At 70.5% G+C, this 13,849-nt stretch carries 11 protein-coding genes; 10 read left to right on the top strand and 1 reads right to left on the bottom strand.

From position 1 onward, the window contains the following. Positions 1 to 183 precede the first annotated feature (183 nt). From ACFT9I_RS36395 to ACFT9I_RS36370, 6 genes are all read left to right on the top strand, one after another. Complete coding sequence (locus ACFT9I_RS36395; protein ID WP_382571646.1) at positions 184 to 1,821, top strand: ABC transporter substrate-binding protein; 1,638 nt, start codon at positions 184 to 186, stop codon at positions 1,819 to 1,821. Between the two features lie 118 nt (positions 1,822 to 1,939). Beyond that, positions 1,940 to 2,863, top strand: coding sequence for an ABC transporter permease (locus tag ACFT9I_RS36390; RefSeq protein WP_382571644.1), 924 nt, complete (start codon positions 1,940 to 1,942; stop codon positions 2,861 to 2,863). Continuing rightward, positions 2,856 to 3,836 (top strand): ABC transporter permease, encoded by a 981-nt coding sequence (locus ACFT9I_RS36385; protein ID WP_382571643.1) that lies wholly within the window; start codon positions 2,856 to 2,858, stop codon positions 3,834 to 3,836. The genes ACFT9I_RS36390 and ACFT9I_RS36385 overlap by 8 nt, the downstream gene beginning before the upstream one ends. 11 nt (positions 3,837 to 3,847) lie before the next feature. Beyond that, the gene (locus ACFT9I_RS36380) at positions 3,848 to 4,831 is read left to right on the top strand and encodes an ABC transporter ATP-binding protein (protein WP_382571641.1); all 984 of its coding nucleotides are present in this window, start codon (positions 3,848 to 3,850) and stop codon (positions 4,829 to 4,831) included. Continuing rightward, positions 4,815 to 5,924, top strand: a complete 1,110-nt coding sequence (locus tag ACFT9I_RS36375; RefSeq protein WP_382571640.1) for an ABC transporter ATP-binding protein — start codon at positions 4,815 to 4,817, stop codon at positions 5,922 to 5,924. Before ACFT9I_RS36380 ends, ACFT9I_RS36375 begins: the two co-directional genes overlap by 17 nt. A gap of 202 nt (positions 5,925 to 6,126) precedes the next feature. Further along, entirely contained in the window at positions 6,127 to 7,263 is a 1,137-nt protein-coding gene (locus ACFT9I_RS36370; RefSeq protein ID WP_382571638.1) for a hypothetical protein, read from the top strand. A gap of 54 nt (positions 7,264 to 7,317) precedes the next feature. On the opposite strand, the gene ACFT9I_RS36365 is transcribed toward ACFT9I_RS36370, so the two are convergent. Beyond that, positions 7,318 to 9,579, bottom strand: a complete 2,262-nt coding sequence (locus ACFT9I_RS36365; RefSeq protein WP_382571637.1) for a prolyl oligopeptidase family serine peptidase — start codon at positions 9,577 to 9,579, stop codon at positions 7,318 to 7,320. A 180-nt stretch (positions 9,580 to 9,759) separates the two neighbouring features. Here ACFT9I_RS36365 and ACFT9I_RS36360 point away from each other — a divergent pair, with 180 nt between their 5' ends. The 4 genes from ACFT9I_RS36360 (at position 9,760) to ACFT9I_RS36345 (ending at position 13,802) form a co-directional block, all read left to right on the top strand. Further along, the gene (locus tag ACFT9I_RS36360) at positions 9,760 to 9,954 is read left to right on the top strand and encodes a hypothetical protein (protein ID WP_382571635.1); all 195 of its coding nucleotides are present in this window, start codon (positions 9,760 to 9,762) and stop codon (positions 9,952 to 9,954) included. Between the two features lie 103 nt (positions 9,955 to 10,057). Next, positions 10,058 to 10,960, top strand: coding sequence for an N-acetyl-1-D-myo-inositol-2-amino-2-deoxy-alpha-D-glucopyranoside deacetylase (gene mshB, locus ACFT9I_RS36355; protein WP_382571633.1), 903 nt, complete (start codon positions 10,058 to 10,060; stop codon positions 10,958 to 10,960). Further along, positions 10,957 to 11,472, top strand: coding sequence for a DUF6113 family protein (locus ACFT9I_RS36350; protein ID WP_382571632.1), 516 nt, complete (start codon positions 10,957 to 10,959; stop codon positions 11,470 to 11,472). Before mshB ends, ACFT9I_RS36350 begins: the two co-directional genes overlap by 4 nt. Positions 11,473 to 11,678: 206 nt before the next feature. Further along, positions 11,679 to 13,802, top strand: a complete 2,124-nt coding sequence (locus ACFT9I_RS36345) for a hypothetical protein (protein WP_382571630.1) — start codon at positions 11,679 to 11,681, stop codon at positions 13,800 to 13,802. Positions 13,803 to 13,849: the final 47 nt, after the last annotated feature.

Here is a 13,849-nt window from a genome sequence, read left to right as displayed (position 1 = left end):
GTGTCGGTGAACGAACGACGAGAGGCCCGGACCGTACGCGGTCCGGGCCTCTGTCATGTCCGCCGGGCCGCTCCGGGCACCGTCCGCCCCCCGTTTCCCCGCACGGGTGCCCAATACATGCGCAATATCTGAAAGGGAGTGATATTTGGGCCTAAGTGACAGTCAGGACTCAGGAGGAACTCCATGCGCGGAGCCACGCACGCCAAGTGGGCCGCAGGTGCGCTCGCCGTCGCCCTCACGGCGACTGCCTGCGGCGGCGGCGGTGGGAGCGGCAGCGGCGGCGGGGGTGGCGCCGACGGAGTGCTCAGCTCGTCCTGGGGCGACCCGCAGAACCCGCTGGAGCCCGCCAACACGAACGAGGTCCAGGGCGGCAAGGTCCTCGACATGGTCTTCCGGGGACTCAAGCGGTACAACCCGAAGACCGCCAAGGCCGAGAACATGCTCGCCGAGAAGATCGACACGAAGGACTCGACGAACTTCACGATCACCGTGAAGAGCGGCTGGACCTTCAGCAACGGCGAGAAGGTCACCGCGAAGTCCTTCGTGGACGCCTGGAACTACGGCGCCAACCTGACGAACAACCAGCGCAACGCCTACTTCTTCGGCCAGATCGACGGCTACACGGCGGTCCACCCCGACACGGGCAAGCCCACCGCCACCACGCTGTCCGGCCTCGAGGTCACCGGCCCCCAGACCTTCACCGTCAAGCTCTCCCAGAAGTTCTCCACCTGGCCCGACACCCTCGGGTACGCCGCGTTCGCGCCCCTGCCCTCCGCGTTCTTCAAGGACCACGCGGGCTGGCTCTCCAAGCCGGTCGGCAACGGGCCGTACAGCATCGACTCGTACACCAAGGGCTCGCAGATGTCCCTGCGAAAGTGGGACAAGTACCCCGGCCCGGACAAGGCGCAGAACGGCGGCGTGGACCTGAAGGTCTACACCGACAACAACACCGCCTACACCGACCTGACGGCGGGCAATCTGGACCTCGTCGACGACGTCCCGGCCTCCCAGCTCAAGAACGCGCCCTCCGACCTGGGGTCCCGCTACATCAACACTCCCGCGGGCATCATCCAGACCCTCGCCTTCCCGTTCTACGACAAGGCCTGGAACACCGCGGGCGCGAAGAAGGTCCGCACCGGTCTGTCGATGGCGATCAACCGCAAGCAGATCACCGAGACGATCTTCCAGAAGACCCGTACCCCGGCCACCGACTGGACCTCCCCGGTCCTCGGCAAGGCGGGCGGCTTCCAGGCCGGTCTCTGCGGCAAGGCGTGCGACTTCGACCCCGCCGCCGCGAAGAAGATGATCGCCGACGGCGGCGGCCTCCCGGGCGGCCGGATCCAGCTCTCGTACAACGCGGACACCGGCTCCCACAAGGACTGGATCGACGCCGTCTGCAACAGCATCAACAACACCCTCGGCAACGACCGGGCGTGCGTGGGCAGGCCGATCGGCACCTTCGCGGACTTCCGCAGCCAGATCACCCAGCAGAAGATGCCCGGTCCGTTCCGGGCCGGCTGGCAGATGGACTACCCGCTGATCCAGAACTTCCTCCAGCCGCTGTACTTCACCAACGCCTCGTCCAACGACGGCAAGTGGACCAACGCCCAGTTCGACAAGCTCGTCAACGAGGCGAACGCCGAGACCGACACCCAGGCCGCGATCAAGAAGTTCCAGCAGGCCGAGGGCGTCGTACGGGACAACATGGCCGCCATTCCGCTCTGGTACCAGAACGGCAGCGCCGGCTACTCGGAGCGGCTGAGCAACGTCGCGCTGAACCCCTTCAGCGTCCCCGTCTACAACGAGATCAAGGTCAACTGACGCCGGAGGCGGTCCGGCCCGGCGCACCCTCCCCGCGCCGGGCCGCCCGCCTTCCCCCGCCACGTACGGCAGAAGAGGCGTACGGCCAAAGACCCGACCACGACCCCCGGAGCCCTTCATGGGACGTTATGTGATCCGGCGTCTGCTGCAGATGATCCCGGTCTTCATCGGCGCGACGATGCTGATCTTCCTCATGGTCAACGTGATGGGCGACCCCATCGCGGGTCTCTGCGGCGAGCGGCAGTGCGACCCGGCGACCGCCGCGCAGCTGCGCAGCCAGTTCGGTCTCGACAAGCCGGTGTGGCAGCAGTACCTCACCTACATGGGCAACGTCTTCACCGGCGACTTCGGTACGGCCTTCAACGGCCAGAAGGTCACCGAGCTGATGGGCACGGCCTTCCCGATCACCATCAGGCTGACGATCGTCGCGATCGTCTTCGAGATCATCATCGGCATCACGCTCGGCGTGATCACCGGCCTGCGGCGCGGCCGGCCGGTCGACAGCGGCGTCCTGCTGCTGACCCTGGTCGTCATCTCCGTACCGACGTTCGTGACCGGTCTGATCGTGCAGCTGCTCCTCGGGGTGAAGTGGAACATCATCTCCCCGTCGGTCTCCACGTCGGCCCCGCTCGACGAACTGATCGTGCCCGGCCTTGTGCTGGCCTCCGTGTCCCTGGCGTACGTCACCCGGCTGACCCGGACCTCCATCGCCGAGAACAACCGCGCCGACTACGTCCGTACCGCCATCGCCAAGGGCCTGCCGAGACATCGAGTGATCACCCGGCATCTGCTGCGCAACTCACTCATCCCGGTGGTCACCTTCATCGGCACCGACATCGGAGCACTGATGGGCGGCGCGATCGTCACCGAGCGGATCTTCAACATCCACGGCGTCGGCTACCAGCTCTACCAGGGCATCCTGCGCCAGAACACCCAGACCGTCGTCGGCTTCGTGACGATCCTCGTCATCATCTTCCTGCTCGCGAATCTGCTGGTCGACCTTCTCTACGCCGTACTCGACCCGAGGATCCGCTATGCCTGAGCCACAGCCCCCCAAGGACGAAGGAGCCATCGCCCCGACCGGCACCGGCGGCGCCATGGACCTCGCCACCAGCGACGGCGCCGGCCTCGAAGGACTCGACCAGGGCGACGGCAAGGGGCCCGACGAGAAGGCCCGCAGCCTCTGGTCGGACGCCTGGCGCGACCTGCGCCGCAACCCCATCTTCATCATCTCGGGCCTCGTCATCATCTTCCTGGTGATCATCGCGATCTGGCCCCAGCTGATCGCCTCGGGCAACCCGCTCTCCTGCAACCTCTCCAAGGCCCAGGAGGGCTCCCAGCCCGGCCACCCCTTCGGCTTCACCGCCCAGGGCTGCGACGTCTACACCCGTACCGTCTACGGCGCCCGCGCCTCGGTCACCGTCGGCGTCTGCGCCACCCTCGGCGTCGCGCTCGTCGGAACCGCCCTCGGCGGTCTGGCCGGCTTCTTCGGCGGCTTCTGGGACGCGATCCTCTCCCGCGTCACCGACATCTTCTTCGGCATCCCGGTGGTGCTCGGCGGCCTGGTCCTGCTCTCCGTGGTCACCAGCTCAAGCGTCTGGCCCGTGGTCGGCTTCATGGTGCTGCTCGGCTGGCCGCAGATCTCCCGGATCGCCCGCGGCTCCGTCATCACCATCAAGCAGAACGACTTCGTCCAGGCGGCGCGCGCCCTGGGCGCCTCCAACTCCCGGATGATGCTGCGCCATGTGCTGCCCAACGCCGTCGCCCCGGTCATCGTGGTCGCGACCATCGCGCTCGGCACGTACATCGCGCTGGAGGCGACCCTGTCCTACCTCGGAGTCGGCCTCAAACCGCCCTCCGTGTCCTGGGGCATCGACATCTCCGACGCGTCGAAGTTCATCCGCAACGCCCCGCACATGCTGCTCTGGCCGGCCGGCGCCCTGGCCATCACCGTGCTCGCCTTCATCATGCTCGGCGACGCGGTGCGCGACGCCCTCGACCCCAAGCTGCGCTGAGGAGCCGGTCCATGTTGCTCGAAGTGCGCGATCTGCATGTGGAGTTCCACACCCGCGACGGCGTCGCGAAGGCGGTCAACGGGGTCAGCTACTCGGTCGACGCGGGTGAGACCCTGGCCGTGCTCGGCGAGTCGGGCTCCGGCAAGTCCGTGACCGCGCAGGCGATCATGGGCATCCTGGACGTCCCGCCCGGCAAAATCGCGGGCGGCGAGGTGCTGTTCAAGGGCCAGGACCTGCTCAAGGTCAAGGAGGACCAGCGGCGGAAGATCCGCGGCGCCGACATGGCGATGATCTTCCAGGACGCCCTCTCCTCGCTCAACCCGGTGCTGAGCGTGGGCGCGCAGCTCGGCGAGATGTTCATCGTCCACCGGGGGATGTCCCGCAAGGAGGCGCGGGCGAAGGCCGTCGAACTCATGGACCGGGTACGGATCCCGGCGGCCAAGGAGCGGGTGAACGACTACCCGCACCAGTTCTCCGGCGGTATGCGCCAGCGCATCATGATCGCCATGGCGATGGCGCTCGAACCCTCGCTGATCATCGCCGACGAGCCGACGACCGCCCTCGACGTGACCGTCCAGGCCCAGGTCATGGAGCTGCTCGCGGATCTCCAGCGCGAGCTGAACATGGGGCTGATCCTGATCACCCACGACCTCGGCGTCGTCGCCGACGTCGCGGACAAGATCGCGGTCATGTACGCGGGCCGGATCGTCGAGTCCGCCCCCGTCCACGACATCTACAAGGCCCCCGCCCACCCCTACACCCGCGGCCTGCTCGACTCGATTCCCCGGCTCGACCAGAAGGGCCGGGACCTGTACGCGATCAAGGGCCTGCCGCCCAACCTGCTGCGCATCCCGCCCGGTTGCGCCTTCAACCCGCGCTGCCCGCGGGCGCAGGACATCTGCCGTACGGATGTGCCGCCGCTCTTCGAGGTCGACGAGAACCGGCACAGCGCCTGCTTCTTCTGGAGGGAGACCCTCGATGACGTCGACGTCTGAGCCCATTCTGGAAGTACGCGACCTGGTGAAGCACTTCCCGCTCACCCAGGGCATTGTCTTCAAGCGGCAGATCGGGGCGGTCAAGGCGGTCGACGGCGTCTCCTTCGACCTGGCGGCCGGCGAGACGCTGGGCGTCGTGGGCGAGTCCGGCTGCGGCAAGTCCACCGTGGCGCGGATGCTCGTCAATCTGGAGCGGCCGACGTCCGGGGAGATCCGCTACAAGGGCGAGGACATCACCCGGCTGTCGGGCCGCGCGCTGAAGGCCGTACGGCGCAACATCCAGATGGTCTTCCAGGACCCGTACACCTCGCTGAACCCGCGTATGACGGTCGGCGACATCATCGGCGAGCCCTTCGACATCCACCCCGAGGTCGCGCCGAAGGGCGACCGGCGGCGGATGGTGCAGGACCTGCTCGACGTGGTCGGGCTCAACCCCGAGTACATCAACCGCTATCCGCACCAGTTCTCCGGCGGCCAGCGCCAGCGCATCGGCATCGCGCGCGGGCTGGCGCTGCGGCCCGAGGTCATCGTCGCCGACGAACCTGTCTCGGCTCTCGACGTCTCCGTGCAGGCGCAGGTCATCAACCTGATGGAACGCCTCCAGAACGAGTTCGGCCTCAGTTACGTCTTCATCGCCCACGACCTGTCGATCGTCCGGCACATCTCCGACCGGGTCGGGGTGATGTATCTGGGGCGGATCATCGAGATCGGCACGGACACCCAGATCTACGAGCACCCCACCCATCCCTACACGCAGGCGCTGCTCTCCGCGGTGCCGGTGCCCGACCCGGCGGCCCGCGAGGGCCGCGAGCGGATCATCCTGACCGGTGAGGTGCCCTCGCCGGCGCATCCGCCGTCCGGCTGCCGGTTCCGTACGCGCTGCTGGAAGGCGCAGGAGCGGTGCGCCCTGGAGGTGCCGCTGCTCGCCGTGCCCGCGGTCTTCCGGGGGACGGAGGGCCCGGCGGAGCACGACTCGGCGTGCCACTTCGCCGAGGAACGGCAGGTGGTGGCGAGTACGGCCGGGCCCGGAGAGGCGCGCGGGCCGGGTGGCGAGGGTGGGGAGCAGGGGCCGGATCCGGACAAGGAGATGTGATTGAGACGTCAGGTCCGTTGACACGCAGGAAACTTCGCCGACGCTTCGCCGATATACGGACGGGTCACATTGGTCGACGTACGGCCGTGCGGGTGCCGTTGGACCGGCCGGGATCCTGAGGTCCCGGCCGGTCGCCCGTAGGACTCCTCCCGAGGTGTCCGGTGCCCTTGTTCCCGGAGCGCTCAACCGGGACCATCGCGGTGTGATATTCACCCGCGGGGCCAGGATCACCGGCGCGGTGCTGTGCGCCGTGCTCGCCGTCGTCGCCGCCGCGTGGATCGTGCGGGATCTCCGGGTGACGGACGGGCCCGTCGATCTGTGGTGGTCCTGGGCGGACCAGGGCAGCGGCCGGGCCGCCGCCCCGCCCGCGACCTCTCTGCTGGACCCCGTGCTGCTGGTCGTGTACACGGTCGTGGCCGTCGTCGTCGTGCGCTCGGCGGTCGCCGCGTCCGCCCTCTTCGCCGCCGGCCTCCTCACGCTCGCCGTCCGGCTGCCGGCGCTCTGGGTGCTCAGCTCGTCCTGGATGGAGGGCCGGGCCTCGGAGGAGCTACGTACCCGCGCGCTGTTCTGCGCCTTCGGCGTTCTCGGGGTGGGCGTCGCGCTGCTCATCACGGCCGTGGCCGGGCGCAGGCCGCCGGACTCCGCGTACGCGCTGACGCCGACCCGGCCCACGCAGGGCGTCTCCGTGGCCGCTTTCCTGCTGCTCGGCGCCGCGGCGGGCATCTGGGCCGCCTGGGAGGTCTACTGGGGCCAGCGGCTGGGCCTTGAGGTGTATCTCGACCGCGTCACGGGCGAGTCGGTCCTGCTGTCGCTCCTCGGTACGCCGCCCGGCTGGCTGAACGCGGCGATCGTGCTGCTCTGCCTCGCGGCGGCCGTCGGGGCGCTCTTCCACACACCGTTCTCACGGCCGCTCGGCATGGTGGCGGCCGCGCTGCTGGTGGGCGTCGGCGGCGCGGCTCTGGCGAGGGCCCTGCGGTACGAAGCGCTCGACCACTTCGGCGAGTTGGCAACGATTGAACAACTTTCCCTCGCCAGCCTGCTGTTCGGGCTCGGCGCGGGCTGCCTGGCGCTGTTCGCGCTCGCCCGCAAGGGCGAGGAGGACATGCCGGGCGGTGCCGGGCCGGTCGGGCCGGCGTGGGGGCAGCCCGAGCCGGAGGGGTACGGGCAGGGGTATGGGTACGGGTATCCGGCGGGCGGTGGTGGCGGTTACGGCGCCGGTGGTTACGGCACCGGCGGTTATGGCGCCGGCGGCGGTTACGGAGGCCAGGGCGGCCAGAGCGGTCAGGGCGGCGGCGGGTTCGGCCCGCCACCGCCCTCGTCGCCGCCGCCCGGCTGGTGAGGCTCCGGCCGGGCGTACGGCGTCACGGGACCAGGTCCGGACCCCGTCCGCGGCCTACGGCATCCCGAGCGAACGCTTCAGGAAGTCCACCTGGAGCAGCAGCAGGTTCTCCGCGATCTGCTCCTGCGGCGTCATGTGCGTCACCCCGGTGAGCGGCAGCACCTCGTGCGGCCGGCCCGCCGACAGCAGCGCCGACGACAGCCGCAGCGTGTGCGTCATCACGACGTTGTCGTCCGCCAGACCATGGATGATCATTATCGGCCGCACCGGACTCGCGGGCTCCGCGAGCCCGTCGTCGGTGACCAGCGAGTTGACCGCGTACACCTCGGCCGCCTCCGCCGGGTCGCCCAGATAGCGCTCCGTGTAGTGGGTGTCGTACAGCCGCCAGTCGGTCACCGGGGCGCCCGCGATCGCCGCGTGGAAGACGTCGGGGCGGCGCAGCGCGGCGAGTCCGGCGAGGTAACCGCCGTAACTCCAGCCGCGGATGGCCACGCGTGACTGATCCAGCGGGAACCGCTCGGCGAGTGCCTGGAGCGCCTCGATCTGGTCGTCCAGCGTGAGCGGCAGATTGTCCTTCACCGCTTTCTCCCAGGCGGGGGAGCGGCCCGGACTGCCCCGGCCGTCCGCGACGACGACGGCGAAGCCCTGGTCGGCGAACCACTGGGACGTGAGGTACGGATTGTGCGCCGCCACCACCCGCTGGCCGTGCGGGCCGGCGTAGGGATCCAGCAGCACCGGAAGCGGACCGTCCGCTTCCCGGTAGTCCGTGGGGAGCAGAACGGCGCACGGAATTCGGTGTGCGCCCCCCTCCGTGAGCTGTACGCGCGGGGTGAGATTCGGCTGCTGCGCGTACGAGGTGATCACGGCGAGCTGTTTGCCCTCCCGCACCACCTGCACCACCGTTCCGCTGACCTCGGGGCGGGCCGACGCGAGCACCATGACACCGCCCGCGCGGACGGCGGTGTGCACGCCCGTACCCTCCGAAACGCGCTCGGGGCCCCATGTACGGGCCTCCTGGGCCTCGCCGGCTTCGCCCGCCCCTGACGGCCCGGCGGCGTCCCGCACGTCGCCGTGGTCCCCGTAGGGGACCCGGTAGACATGGATCTCACCGGTCTCGGGCGCCTCGGCGGTCTCACCCGCCGCCGCCGACACCAACACGTCGTGCTCGCCGATGTCGAGGACCGCGCGCAGCTGCAACTGGGGCCCGGTCAGCGCCCGGTCACCGACGAACAGCACGCGCGCGCCACCCTCGGCTCCCGCGCCGTCCGCCCCGTCCGCGCCGTGCTCGCCGGCCGGGGTGTCCACTATCCGCACCAGCTCGCCGCCGGGTGTCAAAGCCGGTACACCGGCGAAAAGTTCAAGCCAAGCCGGGTCCGTCTCCTTACAGAGGAGCCGTGTCTCACCAGTCGCCGTGTCGACCGACAGACAGCGCTGAGAACGCTGGTGCCGCTCCTGCACGAGCAGCAACGGCTCACCCGCCGACGACCAGTGGACGGCCGCGAGATACGGCGACTCGACCCGGTCCCAGACCACCTCCGTACGCGAGCCGTCGAGGCCGATCAGATAAAGCCGCACGTCAGCATTGGGTGTGCCCGCCGAGGGATAGGCGATCGTCGACGGTTCACGGTCGGGGTGCGCGGGGTCGGCGATCCACCAGCGCTGTACGTCCGCCCCGTCGACCCGCGCGACCAACAGCCGGTCCGACTCCGGCGACCACCAGAAACCGCGCGACCGGCTCATCTCCTCGGCAGCGATGAATTCGGCCAGACCGTACGTGGTCTGCCCGTCCTCCGGCACCGCCAACTCACGGTCGCCGTCCCCCTCGGCGCCCGTCACCCGCAGCGTGCCCCCGGCCACATAGGCGATGTGCCGCCCGTCGGGCGACGGCCTCGGGTCGATCACCGGCCCCGGGACGGGCAGTTCGCGCGCCGTCCCGGCGCGCAGCCCGGCGGTGAACAGCCGCCCCGACAGGGCGAAGGCCGCCAACTCGGCGGCGCCGTCCACCGCGTAGCCGACGATGCCCGCCGACCCCTCACGGCTCCGCTCCCGGCGGGCGCGCTCCTCGGCCGAGAGCTCCTCCGGTGTGCCCGCCAGCAGGGCCTCCGGGTCGGCGGCGATCCGTTCGCGCGCCGTACCCGATCTGTCGTCGAGATCGAGCACCCACAGGCGGTTCGTCCGGTCCGTTCCTGAGGCGGAACGGAGGAAGGCCACCCGCGAACCGTCGGGGGACACCGTGAAGGCGCGCGGAGCACCGAGCGTGAACCGCTGGGTCCTTGCGTACTGGCGAGGAAAGGAGAGTTGTTGCCTCGAGGTCATACGACCGAACCTAGCGTCCGTCCCAGTCGTTCGTGCGCCCCCATGTGCTGCCGTGCACCGATCGATGCGTTCCGGCGGATAGTTATGATCCATAGCGCCAAGTGGGTATGTACCCGCCGGCACATGCGTGTTGCTCGTCCCGATCGAATATCCGCCGAACATCTGTGGAGGTGAACCGCCGTGGCACTCTCGATTTCGGCGGTGGTGCTGCTGGCGATCATTGTCGTCCTGTTGGTCCGGAAATCCGGGCTGAAGGGCGGACATGCGTTGGTCTGCGTATTACTCGGCTTCTACCTGGCCAGCTCGTCGGTGGCCCCCACGATCAGCGACCTCACCACGAACGTGGCGGGGATGATCGGTGACCTGCAGTTCTAGGGCCGACGCGTCCTGGAGCCCGTCCCGCTTCCGTTCCCGTGTCCGCCCCCGCGTCCGTGCGGCCTGGGCATGCCCGTGAGGGCCCGCCTCGTACGCTGTGCGCATGACCGATCTTCCCGACCGTCGTCTGCTCCTGGTCCACGCGCACCCCGACGACGAGTCGATCAACAACGGCGCCACGATGGCCAGGTACGCGGCCGAGGGCGCCCAGGTCACTCTGGTGACCTGCACACTCGGTGAGGAGGGCGAGGTCATCCCGCCCTCGCTCGCCCATCTGGCGCCCGGCGGTGAGTCGACGGGCGCCTTCAGCGCGCTCGGGGCCCACCGCGACGGTGAACTCACCGCGGCGATGAGAGAGCTCGGCGTCGCCGACCACCGGCTGCTGGGCGGCCGGGGGCGGTTCAGGGACTCCGGGATGATGGGCTTCCCGCAGAACGACCACGAGGACGCCTTCTGGGGCGCTGACGTGGACGGCGCCGCCGCGTACCTCGTGGAGGTGATCCGTACCGTACGGCCGCAGGTGCTGGTGACGTACGACCCCCACGGCGGCTACGGCCATCCCGACCACATCCAGGCCCATCGCGTCGCCACGCGCGCCGCCGAACTGGCCGCGGACGGCCACTTCCGGCCCGGCCTCGGCGCCCCGCACACGATCGGGAAGATCTACTGGAACCGGGTGCCGCGCTCGGCCGCCGAGGAGGGCTTCGCCCAACTGCGCGCCTCCGGGCCGGGCTTCGAGGGCGTGGCGGACATCGACGACGTCCCCGGTGTGGTGGACGACGGCGAGATCACGGCGGAGATCGACGGGACGGCGTACGCGGCGCACAAGGCCGCGGCGATGCGCGCCCATGAGACCCAGATCGTCGTGGACGGGGCCTTCTTCGCGCTCTCCAACGGCCTCGGACAGCCGCTTTTCACCACGGAGTACTACCAGTTGGTACGGGGCGCCTCCGGCGCGGACGACGGCGTGCGCGAGACGGATCTCTTCGCGGGGGTGGGCGAGTGAGCGGGCGCCAGGGCGCGGGGGGCCGCCCGAAGGCGACGAGCGGTGCCACGAGAGCGGGTGCGGGTGCCGGTGCGGGCGCGGGTCCCCGTGCGGGCGCGGGTGCCGGAGGTGGCGGCGAGCCCGGTGCGTGGCTCGCGTCCCCGCCCAGACCCGGGCGCATCGCCGCGTACCTCGGTCTCCTGGTCCTCGGGGCGGTGGTCGGCACGGCGGGCGCGCTCGTCCAGGCCGGCTGGTTCCCCGGCGGCCTCGTCCTCGCGCTGGCCGGCTCCGCGGGCCTCTTCTACGGAGGCCGGGTCGCCACCGGAACGTCGTTCGGCGTCGGCGCCCCCGCGGCGGGCTGGCTGATCGCGGTCATCGTGCTGAGTCTCGGCCGTCCTGAGGGCGACGGCGTCTTCGCCGCGGGCCTGGGACCGGTCGTCTATCTGCTCGGCGGTGCGGTGGTGGCTGTGATGTGTGCCACCATGTCGCGGTCACCGCAACCGGCCACGGAGTCCGGCCGACTTGGAAAGTGATGCGCCCGTCCCCGCAGCTGTCGGCCCGAATTGACCCCGTCCGTACGGTCGGTGGAATAAACGCTTCCCCCGGTCGTCGGGTGCGGTCCGGCGCAGGACAGTATGGTGGTGCGCGCTCCGGGCCGTCCCCTGGCCTCCGGCTTGGGGGCCCACACAGTTGAGTACCAGTAAGAACGGGCGGCGGAGCCAACCCGGGAGAACTTGCTTTGAGTCGTGAAACTGACAGTTCGTCCTCCGGGCCCCAAGGGCGCGGCGGAGCCGCGTACCCCTCGGGGACACCGCCGTACGGATCCCGCCAGTATCCGTCGCTGCACCCTGAGCAGGACGCTCCGGAGGAGACAGCCGAGGCCCCGGCCCAGCCGGACGAGCCGAAGACCGAGACAACGCTGACCACGCGCATCCGGATCAACATCCCGGGTTCGCGGCCGATTCCGCCCGTCGTCATGCGTACGCCCATGAGCGACGCGGACAGCGGCCCCTCCGGATCGGGCGGACCCGCAGGTCCGGCCGCACCGGCGGGCCGGGATGCCTCCGACGACACCGGCGGCGCGCCGCGCTCCGGCGCCGGACCCGACACGGGTGCGGCCGACGAGGACGCGCCGTCGGCGGACAAGCCCGCGACGAGCGACTGGTTCGCGCCGCGCAAGCCCTCGACCGGGGGCACGCTCGGCGGCGCGATGGGCGCCGGCGCGGCGGCGACCGCGCCCGGCCCGTCCGTCCCCGGACCGGACACCCGGGGTGGCGCGGGCGTGCCACGCCCGCCGGCCCCCGGAGGCAACGCCTTCATGCCGCCCGGCAGCGGCGGCAGCACACCGGCGTTCGGTGTCGGCGCGCCCGACGGACCGACCTCGGGCCCTGCGAGCGGCACGTCGTCGCTCGCCTTCCTGGACCTGCCGGCGGGCGCCGACCTGGGCGCCACGAGCGGCCCCGCGGGCCCTGCGGCACCGGCCGGTCGCGACGACCGGGACGACCGTGGCGGACCGCCGCGCATGTCGGACGACACGGCCATACTGACCCCGCAGCCGCCCGCCCCCGAGCCTCCGGGCGGGCCGGGCACCCACGTGTCGGGCGACACGCTCACCAGCGGCATCCCGGTGGTGCCCTCGGAGAGCCGCTCACCGTTCCCGTCCGCCGGTTCCCAGACGGGCCCGGTGCCGCGCGCCGACCTGTCCGGTGGACGGTTCCAGGACGGCCAACCGCCCGCGCCTCCCGTCCCGTCTGCCGGCGGCCCCATGTCCATGGGGCCCTCGTCCCACGGCGGCGGCAACCCCGACTTCTCGTCGCCGGACTTCCCCGGCCCCCCGGGACCCGGGTCCGCCACACCTGCGGGCCCCGGCTCGGGCCCGGCACCCGCGCGGACGACGAGCCCGCCTCCCAAGAAGAAGGGCCGCTCCAAGCTGATGGGCGCCGGCGCGGGCATCGTCACGCTGGTCGTGATCGCCTACGGCGCCGGGCTGCTCCTGAACCACTCCGACGTACCGAAGGGCACCACCGTCCTCGGGGTGGACATCGGCGGCGGCACCCGCGACGACGCGGTGGACAAGCTGGAGGGGACGCTCGGCAAGCGTTCGACCGTGCCGCTCCAACTGTCCGTCGGCGGCAAGAAGGAGGAGCTCGGCCCCGACAAGGCGGGGCTCAGCCTCGACAGCCAGGCGACGGTCCGCAACGCGGCGGGCAGCGACTACAACCCGATCTCCGTGATCGGCTCACTCTTCGGCGGCGAACGCGTCACCGAACCCGTGATCCCGGTCGACGAGGAGAAGCTGCGCGTCGCCCTCACCGACCTCGCGGGCGATTCGGGCTCGGCGGCCGACGGCACGATCAAGTTCGAACCGGGCAAGGCCGTCCCCGTACCGGGCAAGGCGGGCAAGACACTTGATGTCGAACGCTCGATGATCTCGGTGAAGGACGCGTACCGCGCCCAGGTCGAGACGGGCAGGCCCAACAGCGTCGAACTGCCCATCGGCAGCCGCGAACCGACGATCGATCAGGCCGAACTCGACCGCGCGATGAAGGACTTCGCGGAACCGGCGATGTCGGGCCTGATCACGATCAAGGCGGGCGGCAAACAGATCCAGTTCGGCCCGGACCGGTCACTGCCGCAGATCCTCTCCATGAAGGCGATCGACGGAAAACTGGTCGAGGTCTACGACAGGGCGGCGATCGAGAACCTCCTGGACGGCGTCTTCGAGGGCCTGACGATCACGAAGGCCGACGGCAAGGAACACCCCTTGTCGGCGGCGGACGTGGCCCAGGCGATGCAGAAGCCGCTGCTGGGCAAAACCCCGGAGGAACGCACGGCGGAGATCGACCTCGACCCCCAGGGTTAGGCCCGCCTCCACGACGTGGCACACGGCCCGCCCTCGCCGCCGGACTC

Source organism: Streptomyces sp. NPDC057137 (genome assembly GCF_042670825.1).
Classification (GTDB): Bacteria; Actinomycetota; Actinomycetes; order Streptomycetales; family Streptomycetaceae; genus Streptomyces.
The sequence above is the reverse complement of the archived record's forward strand: the minus strand, read 5'-3'. Positions and strand labels throughout refer to the sequence as shown.

Coding starts and splice junctions, on each gene's coding strand:
- ACFT9I_RS36395 (WP_382571646.1), top strand. CDS start 184: ATGCGCGGAGCCACGCACGCCAAGTGGGCCGCAGGTGCGCTCGCCGTC.
- ACFT9I_RS36390 (WP_382571644.1), top strand. CDS start 1,940: ATGGGACGTTATGTGATCCGGCGTCTGCTGCAGATGATCCCGGTCTTC.
- ACFT9I_RS36385 (WP_382571643.1), top strand. CDS start 2,856: ATGCCTGAGCCACAGCCCCCCAAGGACGAAGGAGCCATCGCCCCGACC.
- ACFT9I_RS36380 (WP_382571641.1), top strand. CDS start 3,848: ATGTTGCTCGAAGTGCGCGATCTGCATGTGGAGTTCCACACCCGCGAC.
- ACFT9I_RS36375 (WP_382571640.1), top strand. CDS start 4,815: ATGACGTCGACGTCTGAGCCCATTCTGGAAGTACGCGACCTGGTGAAG.
- ACFT9I_RS36365 (WP_382571637.1), bottom strand. CDS start 9,579: ATGACCTCGAGGCAACAACTCTCCTTTCCTCGCCAGTACGCAAGGACC.
- mshB (WP_382571633.1), top strand. CDS start 10,058: ATGACCGATCTTCCCGACCGTCGTCTGCTCCTGGTCCACGCGCACCCC.